Here is a 16075-nt window from a genome sequence, read left to right on the forward strand (position 1 = left end):
ACACCCGCGGACCGACTCACAGCCGGCTGCCGTACCTTGACCTGCATGGGGCGGTTCGCGCAGTGGCGCGGGATGGTTTTGGCGCACGGGCACCGGCTGGGTGACGCGCTGCGCCGGGCCGACGAGCCCGACGACCCGTCCCAGCCGGCACCCAGCCTGAACCGTCTCGACGCGCTGGTGGAGGGCTTCACCGCCGGTCAACCGGTGCGGTGGAAGATGGCCGGGCAACCCCGGCCGCTGCCCGGCCCGGTCGACGTGGTGGCGTACCGGATCATCGAGGAAGCGCTGACCAACGCGTGCCGGCACGCGCCGGGCGCGCCGGTCGGGGTCCGCCTGCGCTACGACGCCGCGGGCATCACCATCGAGGTTCGCGACGAGGGCGCCGGTCCCGCTCCGTCCGGCGGCGGCACCCAGGGCGCCGGTCGGGGTCTGGTCGGGGTACGCAGGCGCGCCGAGCGGCTCGGCGGCACGTTCTCGGCCGGCCCGCGCGCCGGCGGCGGCTTCACCGTACGGGCTGTCCTGCCCGCGCCCGAGGAAATGATCGGATGATCGGCCGACCGCGGGGCTTCCCCGATGGGGCACTGCGGAAATAGGGTGGGGGTCGGCGACCGTGCTGGTGGCCGGTGACCCGGTGGGAGGCGCAACCCGCCGGGCTCAGGTGTGTTCCGCACCCACCGGTGACCGTTCGGGTGCCACGCACGTCCGGTCACCCTCGCCCCGGTCCGCACAAGGAATCCCCATCACAACAGGGGAGAAGGACAATGGCGCGACCCATCACGCTCTTCACCGGCCAGTGGGCCGATCTTCCGTTCGAGGAGGTCTGCCGGCTCGCCTCCGAGTGGGGCTACGACGGTCTGGAGATCGCCTGCTGGGGCGACCACTTCGAGGTCGACAAGGCGCTCGCCGACGACTCGTACGTCGAGCGCAAGCGGGAGACCCTCGCGAAGCACAACCTTGAGGTCTTCACGATCTCCAACCACCTGGTTGGTCAGGCGGTCTGCGACCACCCGATCGACGAGCGGCACCAGGACATCCTGCCCGCCCGCATCTGGGGCGACGGGGAGCCCGAGGGGGTTCGTCAGCGGGCCGCCGAGGAGATCAAGGACACCGCGCGGGCAGCGGCGAAGCTCGGGGTGAAGACGGTCGTCGGCTTCACCGGTTCGTCGATCTGGCACACCCTCGCGATGTTCCCGCCGGTGCCGCCGTCGATGATCGAGCGCGGCTACCAGGACTTCGCCGACCGGTGGAACCCCATCCTCGACGTGTTCGACGAGGTGGGAGTGCGTTTCGCGCACGAGGTGCACCCCAGTGAGATCGCGTACGACTACTGGACGACGAAGCGGACGCTGGAGGCGATCGGCAACCGGCCCGCGTTCGGGCTGAACTGGGACCCGTCGCACTTCGTGTGGCAGGAGCTGGACCCGGTGAACTTCATCTTCGACTTCGCCGACCGGATCTACCACGTGGACTGCAAGGACGCGAAGGTGCGTACCGGCGATGGCCGGCGTGGCCGGCTCGCCTCGCACCTTCCCTGGGCCGACCTGCGGCGCGGTTGGGACTTCGTCTCCACCGGCCACGGCGACGTGCCCTGGGAGGACTGCTTCCGCGCGTTGAACGCGATCGGCTACACCGGCCCGATCTCGGTCGAGTGGGAAGACGCCGGAATGGACCGGCTGGTCGGCGCCCCGGAGGCGTTGCAGTTCGTCCGCCGGCTCGCCTTCGACGCCCCGAGCGCCGCCTTCGACGCGGCGTTCAGCAGCAAGGACTGACCGCACGTCGGACAGACCACGGGCCGGTCGCCCTGCGGCGACCGGCCCGTCGACGTGCGGTTGGTCAGAGCGTGCTGGCGTTCGTGCCCGAGCCGGACGGCTTGGTGCGGGGGTTCGTGGACGACGGCGACCCGGAGGTCGTGCCGACCGTGCTGGTGCCCGCCTTGGCGCCCACCGTGGCGGGCGTGCCGGCGAACGCGTCGTCGGCGGCGGTCAGCTCCTGCTTGCCGGTGCTGCCGTTGCCGTTGCCGTTGCCCAGCTTCTCGCCCAGTTTGGTCTGGCCGAGCTTGTCCTTACCCTCGCTGTAGAGCTTGTTGGCCTGGGCCTGCGCGACCCCGGCCGCCTCCTGGACGGTCGGGTGGTCGAGCACCTTGCGGCCTCGGACCACTAGCTCTTCGTACTTCTCCCGGCCGGCACGGGCGCCCAGGACGAATCCCGCAGCCAGCCCGCCAAGAAACATGATCTTTCCGCGCATGGCGGCTCCTTCCGTACCTGACGCGCCGTCACCCCGGCGAGTTGCCCCGTCGGAAGGCGACCTGTTCGCGCCTGCGTCCTCTGTCCGCAGCTAACTACCCATCCTGCTCTCCGCTCAAGCATGGTTGTGCCGGGATGGCGATTTACCCCGATTGTCAATGCGACGGCGGGGAGGGAACCCACTGGACCATCACCGGGGAATGTCCTGTACTCTTGTCCCGTCGCACGGCGTCGGGGAGATCCGAGGTCGCGCGGAGCACGATCCCCTGTAGCTCAATTGGCAGAGCAGCCGGCTGTTAACCGGCAGGTTATTGGTTCGAGTCCAATCGGGGGAGCTTCCCCACGAACGCCCGTCGGCCTGAAGCCGGCGGGCGTTCGTCATACCCACCCCACCCCCACCCCAACTCCCGGGTCGATCATGGAGTTGTGGTGCCGGTTGCGTGCTGTTCTGCGCCCTTCATCCCCCACCACAACTCCATGATCGACCCGGGCGGGATGCCGGATTCGCACTGTCTCGGGAGGTTTCGGCGGCAGGATGGGCGATGTTGAGTCGCGTTCAGAGTGCGTCGACTGACGCGTCGATCCTTGGAGCGAGTGCGGATGTCCGGACGAGGCGGCAAGGCCACGCTGATCGCGGTGGCGGTCGTGCTGGCCTGGCTGGTGATCGGCGGCGTCTCCGGCCCGTACGCGGGGCGCCTCAGCGAGGTCGCCACCAACGACAATGCTGCCTTCCTGCCCACCGACGCCGAGGCGACCCGCGCCCAGGATCTCGCCGGCGACTTCGTCGACCGGCAGACCATCCCGGCTCTGGTCGTCTACGAACGGCCCTCCGGGATCACCGACGCGGACCGGCAACGGGCGAGCGCCGACGCCGCCCGGTTCGCCCAGATCCCCGGCGTGGTCACCCCACTGCCCCCGCCCATCCCGAGCGACGACGGCCAGGCACTCCAGGTCGTCGTACCCGTCGACGACGCCGAGGGCGAGGAGATCGGCACCGTCGTCGAGCAACTGCGCGACATCACCGGCGGTGACCGGGACGGCCTCACAGTGGACGTCTCCGGCCCGGCCGGCCTGCTCGCCGACCTGATCGAGGTCTTCTCCGCCATCGACGGACCACTGCTGCTGGTCACCCTGGGAGTGGTGCTGGTCATCCTGCTGATCGTCTACCGCAGCCCGGTCCTCTGGATCTTCCCGCTGCTCGCCGCCGGGATGTCGTACGCCCTCGCCTCGGTCTTCGTCTACCTGCTCGCCGACGCGGACGTGGTCAAACTCAACGGGCAGGCCCAGGGCATCCTCACAGTGCTGGTCTTCGGCGCCGGCACCGACTACGCACTGCTGCTGATCGCGCGCTACCGGGAGGAGCTGCACCGGCACGACCGCCCGTGGGACGCCATGAAGACCGCCTGGAAGGGCGCCGCGCCAGCGATCATCGCCTCCGGCGGCACCGTCATCGTCAGCCTGCTCTGTCTGCTGCTGTCCAGCCTCAACTCCAACCGGGCGCTCGGCCCGGTCGCCGCCATCGGCATCGCCGCCACCCTGCTGGTGATGCTCACCTTCCTACCCGCGCTGCTGGTGCTCGGCGGGCGGTGGGCGTTCTGGCCCCGACGGCCCCGAGCCGACCAGGCCGACCCGCGAGCCGAACACGGCATCTGGAGCCGGGTCGCCGGCTTCGTGGCCCGGCACGCCCGCCCGATCTGGCTGACCACCGCCGTCGTGCTGGCCCTACTGACCCTCGGCCTCACCCAGCTCGGCGCCACCACGCTCGGCCAGTCCGACCTGTTCACCCAGCGCACCGACTCGGTCGACGGTCAGGAGGTGATCTCCCGGCACTACCCGGCCGGCACCGGCAGCCCGGCCACCATCTTCACCACCGAGCAGACCGCCCGACAGGTCGCCCAGGTGGCGACCGACGTGCCCGGCGTCGCCGACGTCCGCCCCCTCACCACCGGCCCGCAGACCGGCCCACCCGAGGAGAACGCCGCCCCGAAGGTCGTCGACGGGCGGGTGCAACTGGAGGCGACCCTGGCCGACCCACCCGACAGCGACGGCGCCGAACGAACCATCCGGGAGCTGCGGGTGGCCGTACACCAGGTGCCCGGCGCGGACGCTGTGGTCGGCGGCTTCACCGCTATCAACGTGGACACCTCGGACGCCGCGAAGCGCGACCAGAACGTCATCATCCCGGTGGTGCTGGTGGTCATCGCGGTCATCCTGGCCCTGCTGCTGCGCGCGCTGCTCGCCCCGCTGCTGCTGATCGCCACAGTGCTGCTCAGCTTCGCGGCGACCCTCGGCCTCTGCGCGCTGCTGTTCCGCCACGTCTTCGACTTCCCCGGCGTGGACTCGTCGTTCCCGCTGTTCGCGTTCGTCTTCCTTGTCGCGCTCGGCATCGACTACAACATCTTCCTGATGAGTCGCGTCCGCGAGGAGTCGGTGAAGCGCGGCACCCGCGCCGGTGTACTCGCCGGCCTCGCCGTCACCGGCGGGGTGATCACCTCCGCCGGCATCGTGCTCGCCGCGACGTTCTCCGCCCTCGCCGTCCTGCCACTGGTGATCCTCGTCGAGCTGGGTACGGCGGTCGCGATCGGGGTACTGATCGACACCATCATCGTCCGGTCGCTGCTGGTGCCCGCACTCGCGTACGACATCGGGCCGAAGATCTGGTGGCCGGGCCGGTTGTCCCGGGCGAACGGTGAGCGGGAGGCGCGCGGTGCTGGCTGAAACCGATGTGGTCATCGTCGGCGGCGGCCTGGCCGGCCTCGCCGCCGCCCGCCGGCTGCACCGCGCCGGCGTGCCCTGGCGGCTGGTGGAGGCCGAGGGTCGGCTCGGCGGCCGGGTCGCCACCGACGTGGTCGACGGTCACCTCATCGACCGGGGCTTCCAGGTGCTCAACACCGCCTACCCCCGGCTCGGCACGCTGCTCGACACCGACCAGCTCAACCTCGGCTACTTCACCTCCGGCGTGCTGGTCCGCAAGGGTGACAAGCTGCTGCGGCTGGTCAACCCGCTGCGCGAACCGACCGGTGGGCCCGGCACCGCGCTCGCCGACGTCGGCTCCCTGCTCGACCGGCTGCGCTTCGCCGCGCTCGCCACCGGCTGCGCCACCCTCCCCGCGACCCGGCTCCTCGCCGCGCCGGAGACCAGCACCGAGACAGCGCTGCGCCGCGCCGGCCTCTCCGACGCCATCATCGAGGAACTGCTGCGACCGTTCCTGTCCGGTGTGTTCATCGACCGGGAACTCTCCACCTCCAGTCACGTGCTGGCGATGGTGCTGCGCTCCTTCGCCCGCGGCCGGATCGGCCTGCCCGCCGAAGGAATGGCCGCGCTGCCCCGGGCCATCGCCGCGCCACTGCCCGCCGACCTGCTCGACCTGGACACCCCGGTCGCGGAGGTCACCCCGGGCCGGGTCCGCACCCAGGCCGGCGACATCAGCTGCCGGGCCGTCGTGGTCGCCGTCGACCCGCCGGCCGCAGCCGCGCTGCTGCCGGCCCTGGCGACGGTACGCATGCACAGCTACACCACCTAGTACCACAGCGCGCCCGAGCCGCCCCTCACCGAGCCGATCCTGCTCGTCGACGGCAACCGACGCGAACTCGTCGCCAACACCGTGGTGCTCAGCAACGCCGCCGCGACGTACGCGCCCGCCGGACGGCACCTGATCGCCACCTCGGTGGTCGGCCCGACCGCCCCACCCGAGCCGACCATCCGGGCCGAGTTGACCCGGCTGTACGGCCGCTCCACCGCAGGCTGGACCCACCTCACCACAGTGGCAATCCCCGAGGCGCTACCCGCCGCGCCGCCCCCGCAGGGACGGCTGCGCAAGCCGGTGGCGCTGGGCGAGGGCCTGTTCGTCGCCGGTGACCACCGGGACAGCCCATCGATCCAGGGCGCCCTCACCAGCGGCTGGCGCGCAGCCGGCGCGGTGCTGGACGAGCTGCGCGCCGGCTGACAGGCCTACCCGAGCGCGCTGTTATATTCCTGTAGCCCATCGTGCTGGCGCAGGCGTGGGCACCGGCCGGCTCGATGCTGGCCGCTGACCGCCGAGCGGGATAAGATCCGGCGCGGTGTTCGGGGCGGTAGCTCAGCCGGTTAGAGCAGGGGACTCATAATCCCTCGGTCGCGGGTTCGAGCCCCGCCCGCCCCACCAGCACAAACACGGGAAGTTGATCGAGGACACGGAATTTGCTGGGGGCACGCTGGGGGCACGGCCCCCACTTCAGCACCCCGCCGGGCGTGTCCTCATCGCTCATCTACCGGGGCGCCGAAACTGTCGGACGTCGCCCCCACGGCCGTTGACGATCTGCTGCGTCTCCGCCATGAAGTCCCGAGCCGCCGCGTCTCCGTCGTTCAAGAACACGCCGATCGCCTCGCGGATCACCCGCACCTGCCGGTTGTCCTGGTAGTCGCGGATGCGGTCCGACTCGGCGGCCCGCCGCCGGTCCGCGCGCTCGGACACGTACACGAACGCGGACACGCACGCCGCCACACCCAGCACTGCCGAGAACGCGACCACCGCCGAGAACGCTCGGGTTTGCGGGGCGGCAGGGCTGCTAATCGCAACAGCCCCGATGACACCCCACAACAGCAGGGCGGCGGACCCCATGGTCGCGGCGGTCATGGCGTACACGAACGGCACGCGGGTGTCTCGGCGGGCACGGATAAGCGCCTCAATCTCGTCGTGCTCGTACTGGGCGCGGCGCAGGTCCTGGCTGTCTTCCGGGTGGGGCATGGTTGCGGTGCACATGGTGATGTGGCTCCGATCGTGATCGGGGGAGGGATCGGAGACTGCGCGGTGAACGGGTGCGCGTCTCCCCGCCGTGACGCCGATCGGTGGCGTGCGGCGGTTGCCTCCGTGCACGGTGAGGGTGCACGGATGCCAGGGGTGAAGCGCCGTGTCAGCCGGGCGGCGGGGACGGTGATTGGGTCCGCCCGTCGTGGTGCTCGGGGTGACCGTGGGCCGGTAGCCCGGGTGGTGGTGGGGCGGCCCAACCGCTGCCGGTGGTGACGTAGTCGAGGGTGCGGGTGGTGTCGCCGAGGCGGTGGGTGGTGCTGCACCCGTCGCTGGCTTGCGGCCCGTCGGGAATGGTCACCGTGGGGCGTTCGCGGGTGTGAGCCGCGGCAGGCTGTGTGCGGGGTTGCGATTCGCGGTGGTGCCCGGCGGTCGGGTGCTGGGTGGTGGGTGCGCCCGAGCTGACGCCACCGAGTGTGGGGGGACCGGGTGGTGCCGGCTCGGGCGCAGTCTGCGGGGTGCCGGCGGCGGGCGGTGTGACACCGGTGGGCTCGTGGTCGACGCCGGGCGGTGCCACGTCCGTGTTGGCGGGCTCCGGGCGGGCGGCAACGGCGGTGGTGGTGTCGACAACCCGGTCGGCGATGTCGGTGACGGTGTCCACGGTGCGGCCCACCACGGGCACAGGCCGGGTGGCCTCATCGAGCGTGTCGGTGACGTGCCTGACGGCTCGGCTGGTGTCCGCAACGGTTTGGTCCACGGCGCGGCGGGTGTGTGCGGTGAGGTCGCGGACGGGGCGAGGCCGGTCGGCGGGCTTGCGCGTCGCGGGTTCGGTGAGTCGCGCGGGCGCGTCTGTGGCGGCGCGAACAACACCTGCGATGCGGTGTGTGGGGTCGGGTTGGTCGGAGGCGTGGGCGGGGCTGCCGGCGGCGAGCGCCAGGCCGACGCCGGCTCCGACAGTGAGGCCAGCGAGCAGCAGGAGGCGTGGTGGTGGCCTGCGACTGTGCTGCTGGTTCATGTGGGTCCCTCCCCAGGGGCTCCGGTGGTACGTGTGACGTGTCGTTCACGTTCTCAGGGTTGTTGCGTCGGTAACTATCCGGTGTCTGGGTGTGTCTTTGCCTTAAAGATCCCTTAAGTGTGGTCCGAACGGTTGACGGCTGTTCGGGGGTCGTGCCACCTTTGACCACGGACTTTGAGTAGTTGATGTTGCGGCTGTGAGTAGTCGATAGTGCCCTAATCGACGCAGCGGGCAACTTCCACATGTGCTGACATGCACATGGCGAAAAGGTTCCGCGAATGCATATCCCAGCAGGCGGAACTCTCGTTAACGTCGCTTAAGCCTGTGCCGGCCCCGGCAACAACCAACGATCCCCAGGCAGCAACTCCGGCGTGTCCACACCCGCCCGGAACACCACAAACACGGGGACACCCTCATTCAGGCCGCCCGGCAACACATCATCCAACCGTTGCCGCTCCGGGGCCGTGGGCATACGCGTTTCGACCCGCACCACACCGGCCAGGTCGATCGGCTGCTTCCGGTGAACCGGCCTCACCCTCGTAGTTTGCGCCTGCCGTGTGACGACCAGTCCTTCACCACGGAGGATGCTGATGGCCCGGCGGACAAGGTTGCGGCTCACCCCGTGGGTTTCCTGCAACCATCGGTCGGAGGGGATGGGTGCGCCGGGGGCGAGTTGCCCGGTAAGGATTTGGTCGCGGAGTACCGCCGCCAGCTCTGCTGAGCTGATGTCTGGCGGCTCCCACGTGCCCACGCGGGCGATTGTGTGTTAACCGCCTGGTGGGGCACCGGCCGGGCATGTCAGTACAAGTTGGCCCTGCTTGCAGTGTTGCTCGCCTCGAACGGTTGCCGCATGCCGTGCGCCCGGTAGCCGGTCCAACCACCGCAGCGAGGGCAGCGCATTTGCACGTCGCTGGGTTTGGCGTACAGCTGACCGTCGCACGGCACCCCGTCGGGTTCACTTTCGCCGGTGCACGCCCCGACTTGGAGGGCGTATTCACGCCACCGGTTGGTGTACCGGTCGTAGTCGCCGGCCACCACGTCGTCGGGGTCGGTGACGGTGACGTAGCGGATCCCGGCGAGGCAGGCGTATTGCAGGCCGGCGCGCCGGGCGGTCGGCCAGTCGGGGTGGCTTTCGGTCAGGTTGTCGGCGCGGAGGTTGCCATTCGCCCGCCACGACGTGTGCACCGTCCACGGCCGGGCGATCTGGTCACCCGGCACGGACCGCACGACGAGGTCAGTCACGGGTGGGTCACCTGCGACCCGCAGCGCCCCAGCTTGTCGACCATCGCCTCGACCTCGTCGTTGTAGATGTCCCGCTCCTCGTCCGACGCCAGAGCGTCACGAGCGGTCGGCTCCCAGAAGTTCAGGAGTGCGCAGACCTCGCGGGTGAAGTCGCGTCGGGCAGTGGCGCGGATGTCTCTCTCGTCGCGCTCCGTCAGCTCTCGTTCCATGGGTCTCTCCTGTCGTGATCGTCTTGGTCTCTGTGGACGTCGTTAAATGGGAGGTTTCGGGTCAGGTGGTGCAGCCACCGCGACCGCGCCGCACACAGCGGTGGGCGTTTCGGCAGAGCGAGCGGTCAGGGTCACGTCGTATCCGAGCGCCGCCGCCCAATCGCGCAGGTTGGATAGCTTCGGCTCGTTGCTGCCGTTCTCCCACTGCCACACGGTCTGGTACGTCTGGCGTCCGATCGCCCGAGCCAGGTCTTGCTGGGACCAGCACCGCCGTTCCCGTTCGGCTTTCAGGACGTCGAGGATGGGGTCGCCTGTGGGCGGGTTCTTCTTTGGCATCACGCACCTCCGGCCGCGCCGATGACGGGGCGCGGGTTGTCGACCTCACCGCAGCGAGGGCAGTCAGCCCACATCCGGGACGTGACGCCGTAGTAAGCGCCCGGGTCGATGCGGTCTTCGCTCTGCACAGCCGTGGCGGGCACGAACCGGCCACAACGCGCGCACTGCCAGGTCACCGCGCACCGATCCCGTGATCGCACCGGCAGGTGACGACCCAGCAGAACGGGTGTGGATACGGACCGGGGCAGGCACACGGCTCGGGCTTGCGCCGGGCCCGCATTCGCTGCGGGATGACCCACATGCGGTCGATGAGCTTCAGGTGGCGGGCGTCGATCACCGGGCACCTCCAGCCGCGCCGATGACGTCGTCGCCAGGGATGTCGAGGGCGAACGCTTCGATCGTGTCCATGTGTTCGGGCTGCAACCCGGTTGCCGACTTCGGGCGGATCAGCAGCGCCCGACCGGTGGCAATCAGCTCGTCGTGCAGCTCCCCGTCCAGGGGCACCACGTCATCGTCCGTCCAGACCAGCCGACGGCCAGAAGCCAGCACCCGCCGGGCGGCGGCCACCTTCAACGCGTGCGCCTCCTCACCCTTGACGTGCTCGGTGAACGCCCGCGCGAGAGTGGGCAGCGCCCACAACCGCTCCAACGCGTCGGCGTCCGGGCACCACGTGGTACACCAGCGCACCTCCACCGTGCCCGACTTGTGCAGGTCGCGGATCCGGTCGACCAGTGGGGGAGCCCACCGCATCACGTATTCGTAAGCGTCGGACGCGGACCAGCAGCCACGTTTACGGGGTGCCGCACCCCACCCGGGTTTGCGGGCGTTAACCACACCGTCAACGTCAAGCAACCACACCGGGGGCAGGGCGGCCGGGTAGATGCTCGGCGGTGCGTCGCACGGCGAGGCCAACCCGAGCACGTTGTGTGGTGTGACGGTGCCGTCCGGTTGGATCACGTCGGGGCGGGAGCACGAATGGCAGGAGTTCGGGCCGAAGTCGTTGGGGATGGTCATCGAGCCTCGGACGTCCGTAGGTAGGACTGGGCGAACCGGACCAGCAGCCCGCGCACGCTGTTCGGCAGGCTGGCCCACACGCCAGCCGACTCGTCGAGCAGGTCCGCCAGCGCCTTCGACGCGACCGGGTCCACACCGGCCATCAACGCGGCCACCGCAAGGGACTGGGCGGGGGCAGCGCCGTCCGCACCATCCGGGTAGGCGAAGTAGGCGGCGCAACCAGTGCTGACGCTGCCGTCAGGGTTGACATCGCCGGGGCTGTACACGCCGACGACCAGGCCGTGGTCGGCGCTGCTGTCAACCATGTACCGCTCGCCGGGGACGACCTCGGCGGCCTCACCTCGGCGGCGCAGTGTGGCTGCTGCTTGCTCGATGAGCGACGTCGGGTTGTTGCTCATCGGCGTCGCCTCGGCCGGGTGGCGTACAGGTGCATGGACAGCGCCGCACCGAACATGACGGCGAAGATGAGGATGGCGATGGCGTAGTCAGGCATTCAGAGTTCCTCTCGGCGGTCTGGTCGGCTGCCGCTCGCGTCGGACACACGTTCCGGCGCGGCGGTACGCCGGTCAGGCCGGGTGCGGTCCGGGCACCTGACACGACACGTACACGGTCCGGCCCAGCCAGCGGCCGTACACACTGCCGGGGGCGTTGGTGCCGTACTCGTGGAACGGGGCCCCGACCGCCGGGGTGTACGTGCAGTCGCCGTATCCGACGGTCGCATTGACGTGCGCCGCCCACCGGTCGACGTCGGCTGGGGTGTTCAGGCCAAGGTTGATGAATGGGCCGTGGTTACCGTGGTTGACGCCGACGGTCTGCCAGGTCGGGCGGGGAAGGCCCTCAGTGGCAGCCTGGTTGATGGCGGTTTCCACCTCGGCGAGGGTGGCGATGGTGTCGGTCATGCGGTACCTCCGGTTGGCTTGTGCTGGGTGACGGCTGCGATGGTGTTGAGCGCCCCGAACAAGGCGGTGATCTCGCCAGGGGCCAAAGCCGCCAACTGGTCGGCGGTGATGTGCCGGTTGAAGCTCCACGCGAGGACCGGGTCGGGCCGCACGGCGGGAGGTTGGGGACGGGCGCCCCGCTGGGATGCCGGAACGGTTCGGGCCAGTAGAGCGGCGACGCGCGTCCGGTATACGTCCCGCGCAACCTCGCAGTCGGGGGTGTCCGGCTGGTCGAACGCGTCGGAGCCCTCGAAGTAGGCGAGGGCGCGGGCGGCTCGCTCGATCCGCTCGTCTACCGCCTCAGTGGTGGTTGCCACGGTCAGGCGTCCTTGCGCTTGGCGTGGCCGATGCCGTGAACCACCCAGCGGACGTCGCCGTCGAGGGTGGCCGTGTCGGTGCCCTCGTAGTCAGCCTGCTGCACGATCGTCAGCTTCGCGGAGCCCTGCACTAGGGGCGTGATGCGCCAAACGCCGAAGCGGCCGAAGGCGACGTGCAGGAGGGTGCCGTCGGAGAAGGCGAGCAGGTCGCCTTCGTTGTCGTTCTTGTAGGTGAACTCTTCGCGGATGTCGCCGTCGACCTCGATCAGGTCGTCGCTGGCACCGGTGATGACTACTGGCATGCGGTGTCTCCGTTCGTCGGTTGGGTGCCGCCCTCACTGGCGGCCTTGGTCTTCTCGGCGAGCAGGTCAGCGAGCCAACGCACCTCGGCGTTCGCTCGGGCGGCAGCCTGTTGCGCCTTGCGCAGGTGGGCGGCGACGGCTTCCGGTGCGGCGTACTCGGCGAACGCCGCGCGGTTCTTGATCACCGGCATTGGTCAGCCCTTCGCCTGGGTGACCGGGCGAGGCGCGTCAGCCGGGAGTGTCGCGCCGTCCGCATCCCGCGCTTCGAGGATCTTCCCGATCTTGATCAGATCGTCCATTCCCGGACGGACCTTCACCTTGACCGTCGCCCGGTTGACCTTGACGACCTCATACCAGGCGATATCGGTGCGGACGAACCGCACCCCAGCCAGCGTTGACGCATCGTGCTGCCCCGCCGGGCCGAGCCTCTGAGCGCCCTGGATGCGCAGGGCACTCAACTCCCGCTCAATCCGCTGCACGTCGCCGCCGAGCTGCGCTGCCCGCCTGATCTGCGCGTCGAGCCGAACCCCGAAACTCTTCCGCCGAGAAGACCCACCCACCGGGCGGTCGCACTCGGCGTTGAACGCTTTCAGTGCCCGTGCCAGTTCCGCTTCCTTCGCGGCGATCCGTGTCGCCTGGTCGCTTCCGGTTGGCAGGAACTCCGCCATGGTCAGTCCCACGTCTCGTCGTACACCTCGGCCGCAGCCTTGTGCCCGGCCGACTCGGCGGCGTGAACGTCCGGCGCGTCAACAACCCGCTCCCACCGGTGCGACAGCATCGACTCGCACCGGCCGTGCACCGTGTGCTCACCGGCAACGACAGCGAGCACGTTGTGGGTGGCGCAGACACCGTTGGTGGCGGTGCCAATGACCGTCCACCGGTCGGCGACGATCGGGCTGTGCATGGGGTCGCAGTTGGGGGCGATGTTGCCGGCGATCCGAAACGCCTCACGGACGACGTCGAACGCGGCGTCGGTGGTGGCGGCGTTGATGACGGCGGTGTGGATGTTGAACCCGGCGACCTCGGCGCGGCCTTCGATGGCGGCGAACGGGTGCCCGGTGAGGGCGTCGTCGAGGCCACCAAGGCGTTCGACGGTGGAAATCACGGTCCAGGTCGTCATGGTCAGCCCTCCCTGTTCGCGGTAAGCGCGTCCTTGAGCATCGTGAACGCGCCCCGGGACTGCGGCATGGTCGCCATGTACGCCGCCCGATCCTCGTGCGACGCCTTGGCGGCCTCGTATGAACGCGGGTCGACGTCGGGGTCACGCACGATGGTGGCCGGGTCGCGCCGGGCGGCGGCGGTGATGTGGCTAAGCCGAGGGTCGCCGTCGATCGCGGCGATGATCTCGGCGTCGGACATGTCGCGTGCCTGCTTCATGGATGCCTCCCGCTATCGTTGGCAGCGCTTGTGTACACCAGTGTACACTCATAGCCAACAGATAACATCCGTGCCATGTCAAAGAGGGCTAAGTTGACCGCCACCGAGAAAAGCGTCAGGGACACGCGTGAGCACCTAGCCGACGTGCTCTACGACGCTGCCGGCGGGAAGGTCACTTACGTCACCAGCAGAGGGCGGCGCATCGCCGCCGTTGTTCCACTCACCGTCGCCGACGAGGCGGTCAACGAGTCAGGCGAAGACGGGCAGTCGCCTACCTGACAGCCCGACATCCGGTCGGCGGGTGCCCAACACCCAACCCGCTCGCGAACATGAGCCGCCTGACCCCGGACACGACGAAGCCCCAACCTCAACCGAGGTTGGGGCTTCGTGTCACCTGAACTACCGAAGGCGCAGGCAGAAATCCGCCCAAGCCTCCCTGGCCGAAGCCGCCGACCCGTGGGCCGTCGCGATCTGCCCGGCGAACCACAAGTCATCCAACTCCTTGCGCCCACCGTGCGTGTACAGGTGAACCTGCCTACCCAACGCTCGCGCGTAACCGATCTCCACGAGGGTGCCGTGGCAGGTCGGGTCGTCAACCCACGCGAACACGTGGGTGGCGGAGCGGATCGCACCCAGGCAGCGGGCGGCCACCTCAGGCCGGGACAGGCCGGGGTAGACGGAGCAGGCCATGTCGCCTGCGGCCACGCCGTGACTGTTCTCGCCGTGGTAGCAGCCGTGGTCGTCGCTCATGAAATGCGGGCCCACGTACACGGCACCGGGCAGACTGCGGATGGGTGCGTCAGTCGGCCAGGGGGTGGCGCCGGGGTTCTCGTAATCGGCGTCGTCGATGACAGGGAACAGGCCGTGCCGCCACCCATTCTTGGTGATCTTCCCTGCGGCGTAGACGCGAACGCCCTTGAAGTCAGTCACGGGGCGGTGCTCCTCTCGGTCGGGGGAGTCCGACCGTAGTGGACGCGAGCCCGCGCCGCCGCCAGTTCCCGGGGATCGGCCAGGGGGCTATCTGCGGCCCGAGTCGACGATCGACGCGAACAGCTCCGACCCGTCCACGAACACCACCCGCATGCCGCCCGGCTTCGTGCTGCCACCCCACGCCGCGTACGTCTCCGCCGACTTCACCCGCGGCATGCCAGCCTCCGCGACGGTGCGGGTGATCGCCTCAGCGCAACCCGCCGGATCAGTCGGGGACGCCTCCACGGCAGGCACCACACCGGCGTCGTTGGGGTCGAGCGGCGCCGCTTTCTGGTCCCCGCCGACTAGTTGCAGGTGCACCCGCCCCGCCAGCGTCAACCCGACTGGTTTCGGGCCCTCGCCCGTCGACCATCGGGTCACCTGTTCAGCCCACGGTTGCGCGCCCAGCACCCCAGCAAGCCAGCCCTCAAAGCCGCGGACGTTCATGCTGTATGCCTCTTGCCCGCTTCTCTCGCCTCCGCCTTAGTGGAAGTCGTCACCACTGACCGCTGGCCGGCGGTACGAACGCCCTTGCGAACACTGGCACGCGGCATTGCCTTCCGCGGTGCGACCTGCGATATGCGTTGCGGCTTGACGCCGATAAGAGCTGCGGCGTCGCGCACCGACATGGAGTGGCGCGACACCATCTCTTTCGCCAGCTCAACCGTCTGCTTGGCTACGCGCTGCTCGTCGATGCGGACCCGGTCGCGTAGCGCCCGCAGTTCGGCGGCTGCGGCGTCCAGACGCTTATCGCCGGTGTGGTACTCGTAGACGAGCCGCAGTGTGGCTTCGGCGCCGTCGGGGAGGTCTTCGGTGAGGGCGATGGCTTCGCGGACGGCCTGATCGAGGCCGGGGATGTTGCGGGCGTAGGTGTGGGTGCCTTCGAGTTCGGGCACGTCGGCGAGCCATGCGCCATCTTCGCGGGTGACGACGACCCGGTATGCGTGTTCGTTCATCGCAGCCAGCCCTCTCCGAAGACGGGTTCCATATCTTTCTCGATGGCTCGTAGGGTGCCGTTTGGTATGTCGCCCGAGTGTTGGGCGACCGTGGTTTTGGCGGTCACGGTTTCCCCGTTGCGGGTGGTTGATGCCTCGTAGCGGCGGTGTGATCCGCGTTGGCGGGTTTCTTTGCCGCCTAGCTTTTCGATCCGCTGGTTGACTTCCCGCGCCCTCATACTTTACAGCCTAGTCAAGCTGCTTGACAACTGTCAAGCAGCTTGACACCTGTTCGGGTTATGCCTGCATCGTCGCTGGTCAACCTAATGATCGCCGGGCCTCAACCCGTCGCGGGGGGGGGGGGGCCCGGGGCCGCGGGGGGGCCCACCCACCCCAGGGGGGGCCACCACCCCCCCACACCCGCCCCCCCCAAACCAGAACTTACCCCCCCC

The 16075-nt window shown here is 69.5% G+C and carries 24 protein-coding genes, 2 tRNA genes and 1 pseudogene; 7 read left to right on the forward strand and 20 right to left on the reverse strand.

From position 1 onward, the window contains the following. The first annotated feature begins 45 nt into the window (after positions 1 to 45). Positions 46 to 549 carry an ATP-binding protein gene (locus AB0K35_RS27530; protein ID WP_238670332.1) on the forward strand — a complete coding sequence of 168 codons (504 nt, stop codon included), beginning with the start codon at positions 46 to 48 and terminating at the stop codon, positions 547 to 549. A gap of 212 nt (positions 550 to 761) precedes the next feature. Further along, positions 762 to 1769, forward strand: a complete 1008-nt coding sequence (locus AB0K35_RS27535; protein ID WP_357815653.1) for a sugar phosphate isomerase/epimerase family protein — start codon at positions 762 to 764, stop codon at positions 1767 to 1769. A gap of 64 nt (positions 1770 to 1833) precedes the next feature. On the opposite strand, the gene AB0K35_RS27540 is transcribed toward AB0K35_RS27535, so the two are convergent. After that, positions 1834 to 2244 carry a hypothetical protein gene (locus tag AB0K35_RS27540; protein WP_238649121.1) on the reverse strand — a complete coding sequence of 137 codons (411 nt, stop codon included), beginning with the start codon at positions 2242 to 2244 and terminating at the stop codon, positions 1834 to 1836. A 261-nt stretch (positions 2245 to 2505) separates the two neighbouring features. Here AB0K35_RS27540 and AB0K35_RS27545 point away from each other — a divergent pair. The 4 genes and pseudogenes from AB0K35_RS27545 to AB0K35_RS27560 all read left to right on the forward strand — a co-directional run bounded on the left by AB0K35_RS27545 (position 2506) and on the right by AB0K35_RS27560 (position 6387). Then, positions 2506 to 2578, forward strand: a tRNA-Asn gene (locus tag AB0K35_RS27545). A gap of 265 nt (positions 2579 to 2843) precedes the next feature. Further along, on the forward strand, positions 2844 to 4961 hold the full coding sequence (locus AB0K35_RS27550) for an MMPL family transporter (protein WP_238670331.1): 2118 nt from the start codon (positions 2844 to 2846) through the stop codon (positions 4959 to 4961). Continuing rightward, positions 4951 to 6189: pseudogene (locus tag AB0K35_RS27555) on the forward strand (FAD-dependent oxidoreductase). The gene AB0K35_RS27550 and the pseudogene AB0K35_RS27555 overlap by 11 nt, the downstream one beginning before the upstream one ends. Positions 6190 to 6310: 121 nt before the next feature. Beyond that, a tRNA-Ile gene (locus AB0K35_RS27560) sits at positions 6311 to 6387 on the forward strand. A gap of 99 nt (positions 6388 to 6486) precedes the next feature. Here the strand turns inward: AB0K35_RS27560 and AB0K35_RS27565 are convergent. The 15 genes from AB0K35_RS27565 to AB0K35_RS27635 form a co-directional block, all read right to left on the reverse strand. After that, positions 6487 to 6984, reverse strand: a complete 498-nt coding sequence (locus AB0K35_RS27565) for a hypothetical protein (protein WP_363888779.1) — start codon at positions 6982 to 6984, stop codon at positions 6487 to 6489. 151 nt (positions 6985 to 7135) lie between these two features. Further along, complete coding sequence (locus tag AB0K35_RS27570) at positions 7136 to 7984, reverse strand: hypothetical protein (RefSeq protein WP_363888781.1); 849 nt, start codon at positions 7982 to 7984, stop codon at positions 7136 to 7138. A 316-nt stretch (positions 7985 to 8300) separates the two neighbouring features. Then, complete coding sequence (locus AB0K35_RS27575) at positions 8301 to 8735, reverse strand: winged helix-turn-helix domain-containing protein (protein ID WP_363888784.1); 435 nt, start codon at positions 8733 to 8735, stop codon at positions 8301 to 8303. Positions 8736 to 8782: 47 nt separating this feature from the next. Continuing rightward, positions 8783 to 9226, reverse strand: a complete 444-nt coding sequence (locus AB0K35_RS27580; RefSeq protein ID WP_363888787.1) for a hypothetical protein — start codon at positions 9224 to 9226, stop codon at positions 8783 to 8785. Beyond that, on the reverse strand, positions 9223 to 9435 hold the full coding sequence (locus AB0K35_RS27585; protein WP_363888789.1) for a hypothetical protein: 213 nt from the start codon (positions 9433 to 9435) through the stop codon (positions 9223 to 9225). The genes AB0K35_RS27580 and AB0K35_RS27585 overlap by 4 nt, the downstream gene beginning before the upstream one ends. Before the next feature lie 42 nt (positions 9436 to 9477). Next, positions 9478 to 9771 carry a helix-turn-helix transcriptional regulator gene (locus AB0K35_RS27590; protein WP_363888792.1) on the reverse strand — a complete coding sequence of 98 codons (294 nt, stop codon included), beginning with the start codon at positions 9769 to 9771 and terminating at the stop codon, positions 9478 to 9480. A 333-nt stretch (positions 9772 to 10104) separates the two neighbouring features. Beyond that, positions 10105 to 10785, reverse strand: coding sequence for a hypothetical protein (locus tag AB0K35_RS27595; protein WP_363888794.1), 681 nt, complete (start codon positions 10783 to 10785; stop codon positions 10105 to 10107). Then, a complete protein-coding gene (locus tag AB0K35_RS27600) occupies positions 10782 to 11183 on the reverse strand; it encodes a hypothetical protein (protein ID WP_363888797.1) in 402 nt (133 codons plus the stop codon). Before AB0K35_RS27600 ends, AB0K35_RS27595 begins: the two co-directional genes overlap by 4 nt. A 168-nt stretch (positions 11184 to 11351) precedes the next feature. Then, complete coding sequence (locus AB0K35_RS27605; protein ID WP_363888799.1) at positions 11352 to 11684, reverse strand: hypothetical protein; 333 nt, start codon at positions 11682 to 11684, stop codon at positions 11352 to 11354. Next, positions 11681 to 12040, reverse strand: a complete 360-nt coding sequence (locus AB0K35_RS27610; protein WP_363888802.1) for a hypothetical protein — start codon at positions 12038 to 12040, stop codon at positions 11681 to 11683. The genes AB0K35_RS27605 and AB0K35_RS27610 overlap by 4 nt, the downstream gene beginning before the upstream one ends. 2 nt (positions 12041 to 12042) lie before the next feature. Then, positions 12043 to 12342 carry a hypothetical protein gene (locus AB0K35_RS27615; protein WP_363888804.1) on the reverse strand — a complete coding sequence of 100 codons (300 nt, stop codon included), beginning with the start codon at positions 12340 to 12342 and terminating at the stop codon, positions 12043 to 12045. Beyond that, positions 12333 to 12533, reverse strand: coding sequence for a hypothetical protein (locus AB0K35_RS27620; protein WP_363888807.1), 201 nt, complete (start codon positions 12531 to 12533; stop codon positions 12333 to 12335). Before AB0K35_RS27620 ends, AB0K35_RS27615 begins: the two co-directional genes overlap by 10 nt. Before the next feature lie 3 nt (positions 12534 to 12536). Then, positions 12537 to 13010, reverse strand: coding sequence for a hypothetical protein (locus tag AB0K35_RS27625; RefSeq protein ID WP_363888810.1), 474 nt, complete (start codon positions 13008 to 13010; stop codon positions 12537 to 12539). A gap of 2 nt (positions 13011 to 13012) precedes the next feature. Further along, positions 13013 to 13462 (reverse strand): hypothetical protein, encoded by a 450-nt coding sequence (locus AB0K35_RS27630; RefSeq protein WP_363888812.1) that lies wholly within the window; start codon positions 13460 to 13462, stop codon positions 13013 to 13015. A gap of 2 nt (positions 13463 to 13464) precedes the next feature. Continuing rightward, the gene (locus AB0K35_RS27635) at positions 13465 to 13719 is read right to left on the reverse strand and encodes a hypothetical protein (protein ID WP_363888815.1); all 255 of its coding nucleotides are present in this window, start codon (positions 13717 to 13719) and stop codon (positions 13465 to 13467) included. Between the two features lie 75 nt (positions 13720 to 13794). On the opposite strand from AB0K35_RS27635, the gene AB0K35_RS27640 reads away from it, so the two are divergent. Beyond that, a complete protein-coding gene (locus tag AB0K35_RS27640; protein ID WP_363888817.1) occupies positions 13795 to 13998 on the forward strand; it encodes a hypothetical protein in 204 nt (67 codons plus the stop codon). Between the two features lie 120 nt (positions 13999 to 14118). On the opposite strand, the gene AB0K35_RS27645 is transcribed toward AB0K35_RS27640, so the two are convergent. The 4 genes from AB0K35_RS27645 to AB0K35_RS27660 form a co-directional block, all read right to left on the reverse strand. Beyond that, positions 14119 to 14649: a hypothetical protein gene (locus AB0K35_RS27645; RefSeq protein WP_363888819.1), complete on the reverse strand. Its 531-nt coding sequence runs from the start codon at positions 14647 to 14649 to the stop codon at positions 14119 to 14121. An 87-nt stretch (positions 14650 to 14736) separates the two neighbouring features. Continuing rightward, on the reverse strand, positions 14737 to 15135 hold the full coding sequence (locus AB0K35_RS27650; protein WP_363888822.1) for a hypothetical protein: 399 nt from the start codon (positions 15133 to 15135) through the stop codon (positions 14737 to 14739). Further along, on the reverse strand, positions 15132 to 15644 hold the full coding sequence (locus tag AB0K35_RS27655; RefSeq protein WP_363888824.1) for a hypothetical protein: 513 nt from the start codon (positions 15642 to 15644) through the stop codon (positions 15132 to 15134). The genes AB0K35_RS27650 and AB0K35_RS27655 overlap by 4 nt, the downstream gene beginning before the upstream one ends. Continuing rightward, on the reverse strand, positions 15641 to 15862 hold the full coding sequence (locus AB0K35_RS27660) for a type II toxin-antitoxin system HicA family toxin (protein ID WP_363888827.1): 222 nt from the start codon (positions 15860 to 15862) through the stop codon (positions 15641 to 15643). Before AB0K35_RS27660 ends, AB0K35_RS27655 begins: the two co-directional genes overlap by 4 nt. Between the last annotated feature and the right edge of the window lie 213 nt (positions 15863 to 16075).

It is taken from the genome of Micromonospora sp. NPDC053740 (assembly GCF_040677775.1).
Taxonomy (GTDB): domain Bacteria; phylum Actinomycetota; class Actinomycetes; order Mycobacteriales; family Micromonosporaceae; genus Micromonospora; species Micromonospora alfalfae.

Excerpts from the sequence above, each read along its gene's own strand:
- AB0K35_RS27615 (WP_363888804.1), bottom strand. The coding sequence starts at position 12,342 with ATGCCAGTAGTCATCACCGGTGCCAGCGACGACCTGATCGAGGTCGAC.
- AB0K35_RS27540 (WP_238649121.1), bottom strand. The coding sequence starts at position 2,244 with ATGCGCGGAAAGATCATGTTTCTTGGCGGGCTGGCTGCGGGATTCGTC.
- AB0K35_RS27585 (WP_363888789.1), bottom strand. The coding sequence starts at position 9,435 with ATGGAACGAGAGCTGACGGAGCGCGACGAGAGAGACATCCGCGCCACT.
- AB0K35_RS27535 (WP_357815653.1), top strand. The coding sequence starts at position 762 with ATGGCGCGACCCATCACGCTCTTCACCGGCCAGTGGGCCGATCTTCCG.
- AB0K35_RS27530 (WP_238670332.1), top strand. The coding sequence starts at position 46 with ATGGGGCGGTTCGCGCAGTGGCGCGGGATGGTTTTGGCGCACGGGCAC.
- AB0K35_RS27590 (WP_363888792.1), bottom strand. The coding sequence starts at position 9,771 with ATGCCAAAGAAGAACCCGCCCACAGGCGACCCCATCCTCGACGTCCTG.
- AB0K35_RS27635 (WP_363888815.1), bottom strand. The coding sequence starts at position 13,719 with ATGAAGCAGGCACGCGACATGTCCGACGCCGAGATCATCGCCGCGATC.
- AB0K35_RS27655 (WP_363888824.1), bottom strand. The coding sequence starts at position 15,644 with ATGAACGAACACGCATACCGGGTCGTCGTCACCCGCGAAGATGGCGCA.
- AB0K35_RS27570 (WP_363888781.1), bottom strand. The coding sequence starts at position 7,984 with ATGAACCAGCAGCACAGTCGCAGGCCACCACCACGCCTCCTGCTGCTC.
- AB0K35_RS27630 (WP_363888812.1), bottom strand. The coding sequence starts at position 13,462 with ATGACGACCTGGACCGTGATTTCCACCGTCGAACGCCTTGGTGGCCTC.
- AB0K35_RS27620 (WP_363888807.1), bottom strand. The coding sequence starts at position 12,533 with ATGCCGGTGATCAAGAACCGCGCGGCGTTCGCCGAGTACGCCGCACCG.
- AB0K35_RS27660 (WP_363888827.1), bottom strand. The coding sequence starts at position 15,862 with ATGAGGGCGCGGGAAGTCAACCAGCGGATCGAAAAGCTAGGCGGCAAA.
- AB0K35_RS27595 (WP_363888794.1), bottom strand. The coding sequence starts at position 10,785 with ATGACCATCCCCAACGACTTCGGCCCGAACTCCTGCCATTCGTGCTCC.
- AB0K35_RS27550 (WP_238670331.1), top strand. The coding sequence starts at position 2,844 with ATGTCCGGACGAGGCGGCAAGGCCACGCTGATCGCGGTGGCGGTCGTG.
- AB0K35_RS27565 (WP_363888779.1), bottom strand. The coding sequence starts at position 6,984 with ATGTGCACCGCAACCATGCCCCACCCGGAAGACAGCCAGGACCTGCGC.
- AB0K35_RS27605 (WP_363888799.1), bottom strand. The coding sequence starts at position 11,684 with ATGACCGACACCATCGCCACCCTCGCCGAGGTGGAAACCGCCATCAAC.
- AB0K35_RS27625 (WP_363888810.1), bottom strand. The coding sequence starts at position 13,010 with ATGGCGGAGTTCCTGCCAACCGGAAGCGACCAGGCGACACGGATCGCC.
- AB0K35_RS27600 (WP_363888797.1), bottom strand. The coding sequence starts at position 11,183 with ATGAGCAACAACCCGACGTCGCTCATCGAGCAAGCAGCAGCCACACTG.
- AB0K35_RS27650 (WP_363888822.1), bottom strand. The coding sequence starts at position 15,135 with ATGAACGTCCGCGGCTTTGAGGGCTGGCTTGCTGGGGTGCTGGGCGCG.
- AB0K35_RS27640 (WP_363888817.1), top strand. The coding sequence starts at position 13,795 with ATGTCAAAGAGGGCTAAGTTGACCGCCACCGAGAAAAGCGTCAGGGAC.